15 protein-coding genes are annotated in these 17,476 nt (G+C 31.1%); 7 read left to right on the forward strand and 8 right to left on the reverse strand.

Annotated elements, in window-relative coordinates; all coding sequences use genetic code 4:
* Positions 1-15: 15 nt before the first annotated feature.
* The 6 genes from nusG to T329_RS0101065 form a co-directional block, all read right to left on the reverse strand.
* Positions 16-621: a transcription termination/antitermination protein NusG gene (nusG, locus tag T329_RS0101040; protein ID WP_029608592.1), complete on the reverse strand. Its 606-nt coding sequence runs from the start codon at positions 619-621 to the stop codon at positions 16-18.
* 9 nt (positions 622-630) lie between these two features.
* Positions 631-831, reverse strand: a complete 201-nt coding sequence (secE, locus tag T329_RS0101045; RefSeq protein ID WP_029608593.1) for a preprotein translocase subunit SecE — start codon at positions 829-831, stop codon at positions 631-633.
* On the reverse strand, positions 831-980 hold the full coding sequence (gene rpmG / locus T329_RS0101050) for a 50S ribosomal protein L33 (RefSeq protein ID WP_029608594.1): 150 nt from the start codon (positions 978-980) through the stop codon (positions 831-833). Before rpmG ends, secE begins: the two co-directional genes overlap by 1 nt.
* 64 nt (positions 981-1,044) lie before the next feature.
* Positions 1,045-1,623 (reverse strand): sigma-70 RNA polymerase sigma factor region 4 domain-containing protein, encoded by a 579-nt coding sequence (locus T329_RS0101055; RefSeq protein WP_029608595.1) that lies wholly within the window; start codon positions 1,621-1,623, stop codon positions 1,045-1,047.
* A gap of 1 nt (position 1,624) precedes the next feature.
* Positions 1,625-2,341: a 23S rRNA (guanosine(2251)-2'-O)-methyltransferase RlmB gene (rlmB, locus tag T329_RS0101060; protein WP_425411726.1), complete on the reverse strand. Its 717-nt coding sequence runs from the start codon at positions 2,339-2,341 to the stop codon at positions 1,625-1,627.
* 26 nt (positions 2,342-2,367) lie between these two features.
* Positions 2,368-3,600 carry a class I tRNA ligase family protein gene (locus T329_RS0101065; protein ID WP_029608597.1) on the reverse strand — a complete coding sequence of 411 codons (1,233 nt, stop codon included), beginning with the start codon at positions 3,598-3,600 and terminating at the stop codon, positions 2,368-2,370.
* 95 nt (positions 3,601-3,695) lie between these two features.
* Here T329_RS0101065 and parE point away from each other — a divergent pair, with 95 nt between their 5' ends.
* From parE to T329_RS0101080, 3 genes are all read left to right on the forward strand, one after another.
* The gene (parE, locus tag T329_RS0101070; protein ID WP_029608598.1) at positions 3,696-5,612 is read left to right on the forward strand and encodes a DNA topoisomerase IV subunit B; all 1,917 of its coding nucleotides are present in this window, start codon (positions 3,696-3,698) and stop codon (positions 5,610-5,612) included.
* A gap of 80 nt (positions 5,613-5,692) precedes the next feature.
* Positions 5,693-8,200, forward strand: a complete 2,508-nt coding sequence (parC, locus tag T329_RS0101075) for a DNA topoisomerase IV subunit A (protein ID WP_425411727.1) — start codon at positions 5,693-5,695, stop codon at positions 8,198-8,200.
* A gap of 270 nt (positions 8,201-8,470) precedes the next feature.
* Positions 8,471-9,820, forward strand: a complete 1,350-nt coding sequence (locus T329_RS0101080; protein WP_029608600.1) for a hypothetical protein — start codon at positions 8,471-8,473, stop codon at positions 9,818-9,820.
* Positions 9,821-9,865: 45 nt separating this feature from the next.
* Here T329_RS0101080 and rbfA read toward each other — a convergent pair whose 3' ends face one another.
* Together rbfA and T329_RS0101090 are read right to left on the reverse strand one after the other, a co-directional pair.
* Positions 9,866-10,207, reverse strand: a complete 342-nt coding sequence (gene rbfA / locus T329_RS0101085) for a 30S ribosome-binding factor RbfA (RefSeq protein ID WP_029608601.1) — start codon at positions 10,205-10,207, stop codon at positions 9,866-9,868.
* Positions 10,208-10,337: 130 nt separating this feature from the next.
* Positions 10,338-10,892, reverse strand: coding sequence for an inorganic diphosphatase (locus T329_RS0101090; RefSeq protein ID WP_029608602.1), 555 nt, complete (start codon positions 10,890-10,892; stop codon positions 10,338-10,340).
* A 136-nt stretch (positions 10,893-11,028) separates the two neighbouring features.
* Here T329_RS0101090 and lpdA point away from each other — a divergent pair, with 136 nt between their 5' ends.
* The 4 genes from lpdA (at position 11,029) to tyrS (ending at position 17,476) form a co-directional block, all read left to right on the forward strand.
* Positions 11,029-12,489 (forward strand): dihydrolipoyl dehydrogenase, encoded by a 1,461-nt coding sequence (gene lpdA / locus T329_RS0101095; protein WP_029608603.1) that lies wholly within the window; start codon positions 11,029-11,031, stop codon positions 12,487-12,489.
* Between the two features lie 139 nt (positions 12,490-12,628).
* The gene (locus T329_RS0101100; RefSeq protein WP_029608604.1) at positions 12,629-15,451 is read left to right on the forward strand and encodes a GA module-containing protein; all 2,823 of its coding nucleotides are present in this window, start codon (positions 12,629-12,631) and stop codon (positions 15,449-15,451) included.
* A 122-nt stretch (positions 15,452-15,573) separates the two neighbouring features.
* A complete protein-coding gene (tapR, locus tag T329_RS03725; protein ID WP_156933772.1) occupies positions 15,574-16,236 on the forward strand; it encodes a TyrS-associated PheT N-terminal domain-related protein TapR in 663 nt (220 codons plus the stop codon).
* Between the two features lies 1 nt (position 16,237).
* Positions 16,238-17,476, forward strand: a complete 1,239-nt coding sequence (tyrS, locus tag T329_RS0101110) for a tyrosine--tRNA ligase (protein WP_029608606.1) — start codon at positions 16,238-16,240, stop codon at positions 17,474-17,476.

Consider the following 17,476-nt stretch of genomic DNA (forward strand, 5'->3'; position numbering starts at 1 on the left):
ACGTGTCTTTTTCTATTATTTTTCCTGAGATTTAATTACATCATATTCAAAATCTGTAGGGACATTTCTACCGAAGTATTCAACCTCAACAGAAACCATTTTTGTTGTGTCGTTTGCTTCAATAACCTTACCACTTTGACCTTTGAATGGACCGTCAATAATTTCAACGATTTCACCAATAGTGAATTTAGTTTCCATTTTACCTTCATTGAAATCTCTCAACATTTTTTCCTCTGATTTAAAGCATTTTTTGATTTCACGAGCAGTAACTGGGGTAGGTTTTGCACCCTTACCACTTGAACCGATTAAACCTGTAACATATTGTGTGTTACGCACAACAAATCAAGCCTCATCACTCATATACATGTGAATAAAAATATATCCACTGTACATGTTAATCATTTTAACTGTGTATGGTTCACCATTTAATTTTTTCTCAGCTTCTTTAGCTGACAAACTAGGCTTTTTAAAAATTTTGAATGCACCATCGGGTGTAGCGTTGTTATCGAAACAATCATCAACTTGTTCACTAATTATTCTGTTTTTTAATGATTCAACAACAATATCTTCTTTTCCCGATACGGTACTAATCATGTATCATAAGAATTTTTTTTCTTCCATAATTTACTCCTATTTAACTCCTGCTTGACCTCAAATAAATGTTACAAATGTCGCAAAAAGAACAACAACTACTGTAAAAATAACAGTAAAAGCAACAACTTTTATAAAAGAGATTCAGTTTTCACGGTTAGATGGTCATCTAACTCTTTTAAGCTCTTTAAAAAAGCGTCTGACTCTGTATTTTTTAACTTTTGGTTCTTTATTCGCCATTATTTTTCCTCTTTATGCACGGTGTGTGTTCGACATTTTGGGCAATATTTTTTAACTTCAATTCTAGTTAAATTACCAGAGCCTTTATTTGTTGAATAATTCATTGAAAAACAATCTGAACAGCTAAGTGTAACTTTGGTTTTCTTCATAATTATATTTTACTCCTTAATTGAGGTAAATAAAAAAAGTGCCTAGCACTGATTTAATTGTACACTAATTCATAAAAGTGTTTAATTTTTTTACAAATTCTTGCTTAATAGTGTTCTTTTTACTGCTAGTTGCCAAATTATTAAACTTATTATTGCTTAATTTATCTATAAATAAAGCATCAAAATTTGTTTTTGAAAACTTAGTACACCGTAAAAAATTTGAAATATCTACTTTTTCTATTTCGCTATTCAACCCTTTTTCTCATGATGTATCAACCACATCAATATTTTCTATATTTTGCAATGTATTTACAACATGAGAACGCTTGTTGCGGCTTCAATATTTAGCTCTTGTTAAAGCAAAATTTTTCACACTTTTGAATAAATAAGATTCAAAATTTGTATCTTTTTCTACATTAAACAAATCAATTATAGACGGCAACTTGACCAAAAATTCATTATATATATCTGAGCATTCAAGCGGAATTGTTTTGGAACAACCTAGCACTTTATAAATAATAATTTTTAATCTATCCCCATAGCTTTGATCTACAACCTTAATTTGTTGTTGATTATTCAGCTTTTTAAGAAAAATGCCAACTTGTTTTACATCAAGTTGGCAAAATTTTTTGAATAAGTTCATTCTACCCCTTGGTTACTTCATTAATAAGCAAACCAGCAGCAACAGATGCGTTTAAAGATTGCACAGTTCCTTTTTGAGGAATATAAACTATTACATCAGACTCATTTAAAACAGGTTGTGAAACACCATTACCCTCATTACCAATAACTAAAATTGAAGGTTTGTTGTATTCAATTTTGTCAAAATGTTGCGCTTTATCGTTTAAAGCTGATGAATACACTCAATAACCAGCTTTTTTAAGTCTTTTTAAAGCAGCAACAAGGTTGCTTACCTTAATGATCTTAACGCCAACAAAACCACCCGAACTTATTTTTAAAACAGTTGATGTTATGCCGGCACTTCTATCTTTTGTTAAGATAATGTGCGTAATACCAAAAACATTTGCTGTTCGTAAAATAGCTCCTAAGTTTTGTGGATCCTGAATTCGATCTAAAACAAGCACATTTTCAGGTTTTTCCTTTTCAATAATAGACAAATCATAGATAGGAAAATCTCTTAAAACAGCCACAATACCTTGGTGGTTTTCGCTAGTGAGTTGTGTAAAAAATCTTTCATCCTTCACGCTGACTTTTACATTAGTTTGCTCTTTAATTTTTTGTGCAAACGAATCTGAGTTAACAAAAATTTCTAGTATTGGCAATTTAGCTTTAATTGCGTCGTTAACAGAGTTTCGCCCCCACAACATTAATTTTTCCAAATTGTTTGTTTGATTTTTCATAATATTTTCCGTATTAAACCCAGGGGTTAATATAAGCCTTTTTCTTGTAAAATAGATCTAATTTTATCAGCGTTTGTATAGTCTTTTTGTTCTATAAAACGTGTTCATTCGTCAAAAAGTTGAACGCCTTGTACAAAAGCATTTTTGTTTGATAAACTAGGGTGCACGATGTTTAAAACTGTGTGGATTACGGAAGCTGTTTTAAAGTCTTTATTCTTATTAAAGTCTTTAATTGCTTCGTTTAATAATTTATTGTATTGAGCAAAATCGAAATCAGCTAATGCGTTCATTATTTCAATAGTTTGTGATTGATTAGTTTCAAAGTCGGCTTCTAAACCAAAACTTGTGTAAATTTGAAATAAAGTTTTTTTGTATTTGGTTTCAATAGACTTTAAACTTTGAATCAATTCTTCAGTGATATTGATGGGAGCAGTAAATTTAGCGGTAAGTAAAAGAAGCTTATAAACTTCAGCTCCATGCGAAGCAAAAAACTCGTCAGGTAAAATTACATTACCTAAAGATTTAGACATTTTAACGCCCTCAAGATTAATTTGACCACAGCGTGCCCATTTTTTAGATAAAGGCGAATTATAAAGTGCAACGTGTTGAATATTTTCGTTTTCATGGTGTGGGAATGTTAAATCCATCCCACCACCATGCAAGTCAACCCCATCAGCCCCAAAATGCTTATCAATTAATGCACAACATTCAGTGTGTCAACCAGGGCGACCTAAACCAAAATGAGAGTTGTATTTAATACCTATAGTTGTGTCTTTTCAAAGTGCAAAATCAGCTTCAAAATGTTTGTTTTGGTCTGGCTCGTCAAACTCCATTTGATCTAGTTTTTGACCAGACACATCTCCATATGATTTTGCGTGTTTTTTAACATCAAATCATACATTTCCGTTTATATCTTTGTAAGCACTTCCTGAATCAACTAAACGCTTAACGTAGTTTGAAATCAGATCAATATTGTCTGTTACTTTTTCAAAATGTGTTATGGTATCAATATCAAGGGTTTTTAATAATTCAAAATATTTTTGAGTATATTTTTCACTAATTTCTTTTTCAGTTGTATTCAAATCTATTGCTTTTTTGATGATTTTGTCATCAATATCAGTAATATTATGAACAAAATTATAAGGTTTATTCAAAAACCTTAATGCTTTCAATACCAGATCATAAGTGGTTACTGCCCTTAGGTTCCCAATGTGTGGATCTTGGTAAACGGTTGGGCCACATACATAAATTTTTAACATGCTTTTATTATATTAGATCTAAAGCTGAATTGACATGATTATCAATATTTAATGTTTAACATACAAAAACAAGTTAAAAATTGTATTATTTTAATATGCAAAAATATGATGAAAGTAGTATTCAACAATTAAAAGGTCTTGAAGCCGTGCGTAAACGCCCCGGTATGTACATAGGTAGCACTGATGTTAATGGGTTACATCACTTAGTTTGGGAAATAGTTGATAACTCTATTGACGAAGCCTTGGGAGGCTTTGCTAATGAAATTTCAGTCACACTTACAAAATATGGTTCAGTAATTGTTCAAGACAATGGACGCGGTGTGCCGGTTGGTAAAACCGAGACAGGTAAAACTGCAGTAGAAAGAGTCTTTACCGAGCTACACACTGGTGGAAAATTTGATAGCAGTGCATATAAAACTTCAGGTGGATTACACGGAGTGGGTGCTTCAGTAGTTAATGCATTAAGTACAAAGTTGGTAGCAACCGTTTATAAAAATGGTGGCGTTTATGAAACAATTTTTACTGAAGGCGGCGAAAAAATCGAACAAAGAACAAAATTAATTGGAAAAACTAATAAAAACGGAACAACTGTAGAATTTTGGCCAAATTATGAAATCTTTAAACGCGCAAAATTTAGCTATGAAAAAATTTCTGAACGTTTAAGAGAAAGCAGTTTTTTAATCGCTGGATTAAAAATTATTTTAATTGACGAATCTAAAGATTTAAGAAGCGAATTTAAATTTGAAAACGGAATTAGAGCTTTTGTTGAATTTATGAACGATTCTAAAAACGCAATTGGCGAAGTGTATACTTTCTCAGAAACTAAACGTGATATTGAAGTTGAGTGCGGTTTTCAATATACTGATAGCTATAATGAAACTATTTTATCTTTTGTTAATAATGTCAAAACAAAAGATGGTGGAACACATGAAATTGGTCTAAAAACAGCCCTAACAAAAACCTTTAATGAGATTGCTATGGACGAAAAACTTATCAAAGGTAAAAACACTTTTGATGGAGATGATATTCGTGAGGGTTTAACAATTATTGTAAGTGTTAAAATCCCTGAAAAATATCTTGAATTTGTCAGTCAAACTAAAGATAAATTAGGTACGCCGGAAGCTAAGAGTGTTGTTGAGGAAGTCGCCTTAAAACATCTAAAAATTTGATCAATCGAAAACAAGCCATTAGTTAAAAAAATTCTTGACAAAATTAAAAAAGCAGCAGAAGCTAGAGCTAATGCCCGCAAAGCTAGAGCAGAAGCTCGTTCAGCGAAAAACGCTCTTAAAGAAAAACAAATTTTAAGTGGAAAATTAACCCCTGCTCAATCAAAAATCGCTAAGGAAAAAGAACTGTTTTTAGTTGAGGGTGATTCTGCGGGTGGCACAGCTAAAAAAGGGCGCGACAGAAAATTTCAAGCGATTTTACCTTTAAGAGGAAAAGTGCTAAACACTGAAAAAGCAAGGCTTTATGAAATTTTAAAGAACGAAGAAATTGCTACAATAATCAACACAATCGGAGCAGGAGTTGGTGAAGATTTTGATATTAAAAAAGCTCAATACGGCAAAGTTGTGATTATGACCGATGCTGACACTGACGGTGCACATATTCAAATATTATTATTAACATTTTTCTTTAGACACATGCGTGAATTAGTTGATGCTGGAATGGTTTACATTGCTCTTCCTCCTCTATTTAAAATTCAATCTACAAAATCCAAAAAAGAAGTTGTATATGCTTGAGAAGAGGCGGAATTAAAAGATATATTGCAACAATCTAACTTTAAAAACGCTGAGGTTCAGCGTTATAAAGGTCTTGGAGAAATGAATGCAGACCAAATCTGAGAAACTACAATGAATCCTGCCACTAGAACGCTAATTCAAGTAAAAATTAATGATGTTTCATTGGCTGAAAGAAGAGTGTCAACTTTAATGGGTGATAACGCTGAACCTAGAAAAGAGTGAATTAATGCAAATGTAGAATTCACTATGGAAGATGATTACGAAGTGTAGGAGGAATAATGAGCGAAAAAATCAATAAAAAGATTGATATTTTGGTTGATAAAATTGTCGCCGAAAATATTGATTCTATTATGGCTGATCGATTTAGCCGCTATTCTAAATATATTATTCAACAACGTGCTTTACCTGATATTAGAGACGGATTAAAACCTGTGCAAAGAAGAATTTTGTATTCTATGAGCGAGTTAGGCCTTTTTGCTAGCAAACCATTCAAAAAATCTGCAAGGGTTGTTGGTGATGTTATCGGTAAATATCACCCACACGGAGATAGTTCAATTTATGAAGCTATGGTTAGAATGGCTCAAGACTGAAAAATGGGTAAAACTTTGATTGAGATGCATGGAAACGTAGGTAGCATCGATGATGATCCAGCTGCTGCTATGCGTTACACTGAAGTAAGATTGCAAAAAATAAGCGAATATATTCTTGGGGATTTAAAGAAAAACACAGTTAAATATGCACCAAACTTTGATGATAGCGAAAAAGAACCTGTTGTTTTGCCTTCTATTATTCCTAATTTATTGCTTAATGGAGCCAAAGGTATTGCATCAGGTTTTGCTACTGAAATTGCCCCACACAACTTAAACGAAATTATTGATGCCACAATTGAGAAAATCAAAAACCCAGAAATAAATTTAGAAACCTTAATGAAATATATTAAAGGGCCTGATTTTCCCACTGGTGGAGTAATTTATGGACAGCAAGGAATTTTAGATGCTTTTGCAATGGGTAGAGGCAAAATCACATTAGTTTCAAAATATAAAATATCTGAGGATAACAAAAATAAATTTATTGAAATTAGTGAAATTCCTTATGGAGTGATAAAAAGCAAGCTAGTGCGCGACATTGATTTATTAATAAATAGTGAAAATATTAGTGGATTAGTGGATGTAAAAGATATGTCCGATAGAGACGGTATAAGCATTATAATCACTCTTGAAAAAGATGCTAATACTGAAACAATATTGAACTTTTTGTTGCAAAAGACTGAAATGCAAGTTTACTACAATATTAATAATGTTGCCATTGTTGATAATTCGCCACGTTTGTGTAACTTGCAACAGATGTTAGGTGAATATATTTTACATGTTAAAGATGTAAAAACTAAAACACTTAAGTTTGACTTAGCCAAATATAAAGCAAGACTAGAAATAGTCGAGGGATTTATAAAAGTTAGTGAAATTAGTGATGAAGTTATTAAAGTAATTAGAGAAAGCGAAAACGGTAAACAAGGCGTAATAGACAATTTGGTTAAAGAATTTTCATTTACGTTAAATCAAGCAACCGCAATTGCTGAATTAAGATTGTATAGATTATCAAAAACTGATAAACAAGCTTTTGTGGATGAAAAAAACGAACTTGAGAAAATGATTGAAAGATGCAATATTTTACTAAATCACCCTAGTAAGTTTGATCAATGAATTATTGAATTATTAAAAAATATCAAACAAGAATTTGGTACCGAAAGAAAAACAACTATAAATTCGGACGAAATCAAAATTAAATATGATGAAGCTGACTTAGTTGTGGCCGAAGAAATATTCTTAAGCTTAACAAAACACGGGTACATAAAACGCTTTTCATCTAGAGTTAATGAATCAAATTCTTGAGACACTTTTGGTTTAAAAGAAGATGATAAGGTATTGTTTTTTGGCAATGCAAATACAACCAATAATTTATTAGTTTTTACCAATTTTGGTAACTATGCTCTAATACCTATCTATAAAATTTCAGAAAGTAAATGAAAAGAATATGGCTCGCATCTTTCCGAATTTGTAGAACTTCAACCCAGAGAAGAGGTTGTGTCGGTAATTGAAGTAGACAATTTTAACAACAATCTTTATATAGCCTTAATCAGTAAATTTGGTCAAGGAAAAAGAGTTTTATTAAAGGACTTTTTTGTATCTAGAAACAACAAAACTTTTACAGCAATTAATTTAAAAGATTCAGATGAGCTGGTAGGAGCTAAAGTTTCAAATGGATATAAAGATGTTTTGATTGTAACTAACAATGGTTTGTGTTCATTATATTCTGAAAACGACATGCAAATTTATGGTACCAAATCAAATGGTGTCAAGTCTTGCTTTTTAAGTGGCAATGATCTTGTTAGCGCTTTTGTTATGGTTGAAAAAGAAGACGTTATTGGTCTTTTAACTGAGAACGCCCAGTTAAAATTAATTAAAGTCGCTAATGTTGCACCTGTATCTAAAAAACATCTTGGCAAACCTTTGTTCAAGCAACTAAAAACAAAACCATACAAAGTTATTGAAGCTGAAGTGGTTGACCAAAATACTGAAATTATAGCTAGAAACGATAATTTAACTATTCAAATTGAATCAGTAAAAGATTATCGTGAAAGTTCGGTTAATGATGGCTTTAGTAAGCTAAAAGCGGAAAATATTGTTAGTGCAAATTTTTTACAAGCAAAGTCAGTTAAAAATTTTGCGGTCAATTATCAAGTTTCTTACGGCGAATCTACACAGCAAGAGAAAAAAATAATTGAAAACGCAAAACAAGAAATTGATAATGTTTTGGAGATGGATGTTGACGCCATTTTGAAAAAATTCGAAATTAAATAATTAATTAAATTAAAAAAACCAACACAATATAGCCAATATTCAAATGTTGGTTTTTTTAATTTGTTTTAAGGTAAGCAACACATAAAAAACAATAAATTTATGTTAATTAAAGCAAAATCACCAATTTTTTTATAAAAAATGCTTTTTCAAATATTTATGATGCTATAATGCTTTTATCCTTGTTTCAAGCAATATATTATTGAAAATTAAATTGAGGATATTAATATAAAAATGTAAATAGTTTACACAAAAGGGATTTAAAAGGAAAACATGAGAAAACTAAAATTAAAAACTTTATCTTTATCTGCTTTAGCGATGGGTGGGTCGTTATTGCCACTAACAACAGTATCAGCTAGGCTAAATTCTCAACCAGAAGCAACGGAAAATTCAACAGCAAATGCTCACAGATATCAAAAACAAATTTTTGAATACTATAAACGTTTTAAATTTGTTTTGGACCAATTAACAAATAGAATAAAAACTTTATACACAGATGCTGAGTTTATTTCTTTATTAAATGAAGTGGATGCAGAAGTTACCAAACAAATAAGCGCAATTGATCAAAATAAAGAAAATTTAGATTATCTATCTCAAAATCTATCAAGTCTTATTTCTGATTTTAACACTCTTAACACGATTTTGTCGTCATTACAACAATTCCATGTAATAGTTTCTGATAGAAATGACAACAGCTTCGAAACTAAAGCGAAACAAGATCTTTATTCTCAAGCAAAAATCGCAAAAGATAAACAAGGGGCAAAAAGAACTTATGAAAACAACTTAGCTATTATTCAGTCTGCTATAGCCCAGGTTTTAAAGCAAACTGTATCTGATTATAAAACAGCTTCTAGTTCAACAACTCCAGCTACCACATCTTCACTTAATGAAAATTTAAAAAGCCACTATACAACCCTTAAAAACGGTGTCGAAGGTGTAAAAACTTTACTAGCAGAGGTTAAGTCTTCGGGAATTAAAGTTGACTTAATTGAAAAAGTTTTAACCAATTCAGAAACACGTCTAAATGCAACAAAAACGGAATTATTTGAAGAAGGCAATGAAGACAATTTAAAAGCAGACATCAACGTAAGTAAGGCTCTTGAAGAAATGCTCTACACTATGGAAGATGCGGCTGTTGCTTATTCAATGGCCGTCATTATTAAGCCATTTGTAGATGAATTAAGTAAAGATGCAGAATTGCTAAATAGTTTTTATACTGATTTAGACGCTTCAACCGAGGTGCAAGATATATATAAATTTTCAGACGCTTTATTTAAAATGATGAGCAAAAGAAATCAACAATCAGGAACTCAAACATCATCTGACTCAGTTGCTGAAAAAGTTGCTGAAATTCAAAAAATGCTAAAAGATTCTATTTTAGCCAAAGATGCAACTATTCAAAGATTAGAGCAAGAATTAGCTCAAGCCAGAGAACAATTGCAAGCATCTAACTCTAATAAAACCCAGGATAAACCAAGTTCTACACTTGAAACAAGTAAAAACACAACTATAAATCAAATTAGCATTATTTTATTAATTCTTGCAGTAATTACAAGTATTGTAACACTTGCATTATTAATTCATGTTTTATCTAAGAAAACAAAAGATAAAAAGAATAATTAATTTACAAACGAAAAATAGGGAGCAATCCCTATTTTTGTTTATCAATTATTTTTCCTCTTTGATTTGTTCCAAGATTTTTTCAATCTTCATTGCACCGTCAATAACGGTATCCAATTCAAAATGGATTTCTGGTACTTTTCTTCAATTAAGAGAGTGAGCAAGTGTTTTTCTAACAAAACCTGCTGCATTTCTAATTGCTTCAATTCCTTCCTGTGGTTTAGCACCAAAGGTGACAAAAACTTTTGCGTGTGAAGAATCAGCAGAAAGTTCACAATCAATAACTGTTGGATCGATTATGTTTACATTTGTCAACTCTGTTGAAACAATCTGTGCAATCATTGTTTTTAGTTGACTTTCTTTTCTTAAAGCGTTGATACTTTTACTCATAATTCTTCCTTTCTATTTTTTGTTATTTAGGAATTATTTCCTATATTTTAATTATATATTTTTATTCTGATTATTTTGTTACATTAAAGCTATTAAGATTAATAAAAAAATTTGCACAAGACAAATTTAATTAAGCTTCGTATTTTTCTGGGTGTTTTTGCATCATTAATTTAATAAATTCTTTTTTAGGCATTTTTCCATATTCAACCATTAAATGTTTACATTCGTCAAGCTCAGCCAATGCCCATTCAACACCTTCAAAGCCGGTAACTTTTGATGCACCTGGTTTTTTTCAATTTTTGTAGTTATTGAAAAATGTTTCTACATCTATTAGGAATGGTTCTGGTAATTGATCTAATTTTTCAATGTGATCTAATCTATAATCGTCAGCATGAACAGCTATTAATTTAGTGTCTGTTTCACCTGAATCAATCATTTTCATCGCTCCAATAATACGAACATTCATTAAAACACCAGGAATAAATTTTTCTGGTGAATAAACCAAAACATCTAATTCATCACCATCTCAATCTAAAGCATTTGGAATAAATCCATAATTTGCTGGATAAACAAAATCTCCTCTTAATATTCTATCTACGTGAATTTGGCCATCAGCACGGTCGTATTCATATTTAATGTTAGATCCTTTTGGAATCTCAATTTTAATTTCTATTGTATTTGACATACTCTAATTATAAACATAAAGCCTTTTAGATCTAATTAAGATTTTATACACATATTTATATACATTTAGCGAAATGATTTTATAATATATGGAGTATCAACATTAATATTGACGTTGAACGAAAGGGAAATAAATTATGAAAAAAGCTTTTAGCGAACAAGGTGTAGCTTACAACGGCCACATCGATGCTGAATATGAAGTTATCGTTGTTGGGGCTGGTCCTGGTGGTTACTTAGCAGCTGAAGAACTAGGTAAATCAGGTAAAAAAACCTTAATTATTGAAAAAGAATTCTGAGGTGGTGTTTGCTTGAACGTTGGATGTATTCCGACTAAAGCAATGTTAGCTTCAGCTCACGTAATTGACACACTTAAAGATGCGGCTAGCTATGGCGTTGTTGCAAATCTAGAAGATTTAAAAATTGACTTAGATGCAACATGAAGAAAAATGCACGAAAGAAAAGCAGCAGTTGTTAAACAAATTTCAGGCGGCGTAAAAATGCTAATGAAAGGTTCTAAAGTTGCTATTGAAGAAGGTGAAGCTGAATGACTAGGTTCACACGTTGTTAAAGTAAATGGCAAAGTTTACAAAGGACAACACATTATTATGGCTATGGGTAGTCGTGCACGTAGACTTGAACAGCTAAATGGATTTGAACAAGGATACAAAGACTTCAAAGTTCTTTCATCTCGTGAAGCAATTAACTTTGATAAAGAATTACCAAAAACTGTAACTATCGTTGGTGGTGGTGTTATTGGTGTTGAATTTGCTCAAGTTTTTGCAACTGCAGGTTCAAAAGTTACAATTATCCAAAACACAGACAGCCTACTAACAGGTATGGACAAAGATGTAATTAAAGAAATTACAAAACACTTTACAGCACGTGGAATTGAAGTGATTTATGGTGCTACTACAACAGGTTTAAACGAAGCTAAAGAATTAGTTTACGAAGTAAACGGTGAACAAAAAACTATTACTAGCGACATTTACTTAATTGCTGTTGGACGTATTCCTAACTCACACAACCTAGAAAATACAGGTGTTGAATTAGGTCAAAGAAAAGAAGTTCTAGTAGATGAATACCTAAGAACAAATGTTGAAAATGTTTATGCAATTGGTGACTTAACAGCTCAAAACATGTTGGCTCACGTTGCCTACCAACACGCTTTAACAGCTGTTGCGCACATTTTAGGACACGATGTTAAATATGAATTAACAAAACCAGTGCCTGGTTGCATCTACACACATCCAGAAATTTCGGTGATTGGTGTAACAGAAGAAAAAGCTAAAGAATTAGGTTTTGATGCATTTTCATCTAAATATGCATTCTGTTACCTAGGGAAAGCTATCGCAACTAAAGATACATCAGGTTTTTGTAAACTTGTAGTTGATCGTGCAACAGGATTAATTCTAGGTGCTTCAATCATTGGTGCTAACTCAACCGACTACATCGCTGAAATCGGTATGGCAATGCAACACAAACTAACTGTTTCAGACATTACCTACACAACTCACCCACACCCAACATTCAACGAAATCGTTTGAGAAGCAGCAAGAGCAGCACATCTAAAACTAGAATTAGAAAAAGCAAAACACTAATTTATTTATCTAAAACGCCTCATGGCGTTTTTTTATACTAAAATAACTGTAAATACGCCTTTTTCGTGACATCATTTTTATTTTGCTTTAAAATACAAACAAATAAAATACACATATTTGTATTCAAAATGAGGTCAAAATGAGAAAAAGAAGAAACGTGCTTTCGCTTTTAAGTGTTGTCGCGTCAGTAGCAACCACTACAGCTATAATGCTATATGCTTCCAGCTGTGCAAACGTAAATAAAAATCAAAACATTAATTTTGATTCAACCCATTCGAGCCAATACGTGCCAAATTTAGATGAACTTGAGCGAGTAATCAACGAAAATGCAGTTAATTTAACTAAAGCGAATAAATACCACGAATTAGAAAAAATTTACAATCATTCCAATTCATTAAAACAAGATCATTTAGCAAAATTGTTTAAAAATTACTACAATAAGTATCAACAAGGTGTTTTGAATAAGTTAAGTAAACTGGACAATAAAAATAATGATAACTTGTTAGGGGCTTTAAACCAATACAAATCAATCGCTAAAACAGAAGTTGACACTTTTAGTCATTTAAACCAAAATGAGCAAACAAACATCAAAAACGAAATTGACCAGGCAACTGATATTGCAAAAATTAAAGCAATACTTAAAAAACACAAAAAAGAACTAAAGATAAGCAACGCATTACATTCATTGGCTGGATTAGAGTTAATATCTAACGAACACAAACACGAAGTGGAAAATAGCGTCAATAACCCACAAGACATTTACGATGCTTTAAGCTCAATTGAACAGATAGTCAATTTTAACAGCAATAAACGCGTTATAAAAAACGAGATTGATAGTGTAGATTTAATCACAGATAACGAAAAACAAAATTTCATTGATGAATTAATTGAAAGCAAAAACCAAAACTCAGTAGATAAATTGGTTGAAAAATTTACTCAACTTGTTGTGGAGCGTAAAAAAGCAATTAATCACATAAAAAATAGTATTTTGTTGCCTGAAGAAATGGTAAATGAATACATCAAAAGTCTTAAAAAAGCACAACTAAATGAAATTAAACCTGAGTTAGATCAAGAAGAAATTTCACGCGAACGAACCCTTAAAAGTATTCAATCATTGATTGATCTTTCACAAGAGCAAAAAACTCATTTTAGTGAGCGTTTAATTGCAAATAAAACTAAAAATATTGCCAACAATATTTTAGAATCCGCAGCTGATTTAAACACCGCATTGACTCAATACAAAAATAATATTTCTTCATTTGATTACGACAATAGCATTGGCAAGCGTAAATATTTATCTAGACTGGATAATGAGAATAATTTAAACAAGTTAAAATCTCTAATGGAGGGAATTAAAGAAAATTACAGAATTAATCATGAATATCCAAAAAGTTCAATAATTAACGAACACAAAGAACTTGTACTTGATGACACAATTAGACAACAATTGCTTGAACATTTACAAAATAATTATGATCTTTATGCATCGCCTCAAGAGTATTCGAACTGATTTAGTTCTGCTAGGGAGGAGTTGAATAACGTCAATAATTTAGAAGGATTAAACCAGCAAAGAAAGAATGAAATTATTAACCAAATTAAACATTCACTTTCTAGAACAGATATAGATTTTGTAAGATATCAACTGGTTGTGGAAAGAAAAAAAATTGAAGAAATTGCAAAAATTAACAGATCTAACAAATATTCACAAGAAGAAAAAACCAGATTTATTGAGACAATAAACCAAGCTAGCACCATCCCCGGAATTAGTATCGCAACACTGCAAAATAATGAGCTAAATTCTGAATATCATAAAAAATTATTGCTAAAAGAAGAAATAAATAAACTTAAATTCGTTTCGTTAAGTCAGATTGCAGACGTAGAGTCAAATATCAATACATCTACACTTGAACAAGCTTCACAGATAAAAAATGATTTTGTAAGTTTAAATGCTAAAAAAGAAAAACATTTCAACGATCTTAATTTAAGTCAAAATTATTTTGATATTTTTGCGATCAACAAAGTAAAAGAACAATTTATATACTCCACTGATGAAAGTTATTTAAACACAATTGTTCAATCATATAGAGATCTTGTTAATAAAAAGAAAAATGCAGTTAATGAATTGGTGCAATCAAATCTTTTTGCAAATGAGACGATGACTCCATGAATAAACAAAATCAAAACATTTTCAACCAATGAAGAGTTTAATAAATGGAAAACAAATCTTGACGAATTTATTCAAGAAAAACACAATTTCGTCAACATTATTGAAGCTTTAACCAATTTAACACAAGAGCAAAAACAAGAGTTTAAAGCCAAAGTTCAACAAGTTTCATTTCTAGAAGATTTAGCATCAATTAAGATTGAATCTAAAATTGAGGACGTTGTTCAATCAATAGAGGCAAAATTATTGACTGTGTCAAGTGAATCAAATAAAGAATTAGTTGCCAAGTTTATAAGTATTATTAGATCTATTCCTTCACTTTCTGAAGTCATTAAAGTAGGGCTAAAAATAGAAAATTGAATAAATATTCAGTTAGAAATTAAAAAAGTATTGCCAATTGTTCAATCCTTAACCAATGTTAGTGACATTGTTAAAGAGCGCTACATTAATTTATTAAGTCAAGGCCTAAGTGTTGAAGATGTGAATATATTAGCAGACAAAATTAAAAAACTAGACTCATATAAAGCTCAATCATTAAAAACCATAGCTGATCTTAAAGGATTAAGTGGGCCCGATATAAACATTTTTCACGTTAAAACTAAAAATACTTTTGATATAGACGAACAACAAAGGCTAAATCAATACTTTGAAAGATTAAGTGAATCTAAACTGTTGGCACAAAACGAAATCATGAGCAATGATTCGCTTAATGAGTCACAAAAACAAGAAATTATTAAATCTATCCAGCAAACCAGCAACATTAACGATGTATATAGGATTGTGGATACCAACTTTTAATTAACACTCGAAAGGGTGTTTTTGTATTTTATTTTTCATTGAAACTTTTTAAACTTGACAGTATACAAAGCAAAATTGTGCATATTTTAACAATTTGAATCAAATTAAGTATAATAATTATTATGGCTATTTTGATTAATTACGATAAAGAGTTTAAGAATACATTTGAAGTTATATACGATGCCTCCGTGGTGGCAACTGATTATGAGGTTATTGAATCAGGTGATGCAAAATACGTTATCCATTTCCGTGATAGCGATTTTAGCGTTAGTTCAATAATTATTACTGATCCAACAATTAAATTAGCTTCAAAAACTTGAGGGATTTTGCCAGCCAAATTAGGAACGCTAGTTGAAAATTTCATTGTGAGTCAAAGTTCTCGTCATTACCGTTTTAAAGATTATGCAAATATTGAAATTGGTAAAATAATTGAGCGTGAAAATCACCCCAAAAGTGAAAAGTTATTTGTTTTAAGAGTAGATTTTGGCTACAGTACAAAAACAATAATTACAAACACTTTATATACAACAGTTGGTAAATATCTAGCTTGATACGCAAACGGCATTATTACACCAGATGGCACCGTTATTAAAACTGGCGAAGTTATGAATGTGGCTAGTGAAGCAATGTTGTGCAGTGCAACATCTTTAAACTTACCTAAATATGAGGATGAATTTAAAAACGATGTTTTATCTTCAGTTGATTTGAGCAAAAAAGACAAATATTTAGGCTCAACAATTGAATTATTTTATCCTGAATTAATTTTTGAATATAGCGAGGCATAATATGAATATTATTAATGAATTGAAGCAAAGAGGTATTTTAAAACAAATTTCAAATGAAGCAAAATTTAGTTCTTTAGACCCTAAAAACATTAGTATTTATGCAGGTTTTGACCCCACAGCACAAAGTTTACACTTAGGCAATTACATTATCATTTCTACGCTAAAAAGATTCAAAATGGCTGGATATAATGCTGTTGCTCTAATTGGTGGAGCAACCGGAATGATAGGAGATCCTTCTTTTAAAGACTCTGAAAGAGTATTGTTAAAAAATGAACAAGTTATTGCCAACAAAAACAAAATTAAATCTCAACTAGAGTCTCAAGGATTGGAAGTTGTGGATAATTATGACATCTACAAGGATATGAATGTTTTAACATTTTTAAGAGACGCTGGTAAGTTAATAAATATTTCTTATATGCTGGCCAAAGATTCAGTTTCAAGCAGAATTGAGCGTGGGCTTTCGTTTACTGAATTTACCTACCAATTGCTTCAAGGATATGACTTTTTACATTTATACAAAAACAATAATGTCAAGGTCCAAGTGGGTGGATCAGACCAATGAGGCAACATTACGACAGGATTGGATATGATTTCTACAGTTGTGGGCAGCGACAACTCACAAGCGGTGGGGATTACAATTGATTTATTAACTGATGAAAATGGTAAAAAAATTGGTAAGAGCACAGGTGGGGGAGCGTTATGACTTGACAAAAAAATGGTTTCACCCTACAATATGTATCAATACCTAGTAACAACATCAGACGCCATAGTTCATAAATTACTTCTTTGACTAACATTTATTGACTTGGAGCAAATTGAACAAATAATGTTCCAGCATAACCAAAATCCGTCAGCTCAATATGCGCAACAAAAATTAGCTTATGCCGTTGTGAGCGATATTTTTGGCGAAAAGGAAGCTAAAATTTCAGTGAACATCAGTAACATTTTATTTAATAAAAATTTTGATATATCAACATTGCATTCGAGTGAAGTAGAAGCTATGAGTGAATATTTACCAGTAGTTGAACTAGCAAAAGATGCCAACATAATTGAATCTCTGATTGAATCCAAAGTAATTGCATCAAAACGCGAAGCGCGTGAGTTTATTACAAATAAAGCTTTAAAATTAGATGGCTCAATAATTAATGAAGAAACTGTTTTTTCTCCTAAATTATTTGAAGGAAAATTTGCTTTCTTTAAAAAAGGAAAAAAACAAACAATTATTTTAAAAACAAAATAG

The sequence above is a fragment of the Mycoplasma simbae ATCC 49888 genome (genome assembly GCF_000702705.1).
GTDB classification, from domain to species: domain Bacteria; phylum Bacillota_I; class Bacilli_A; order Mycoplasmatales; family Metamycoplasmataceae; genus Mycoplasmopsis; species Mycoplasmopsis simbae.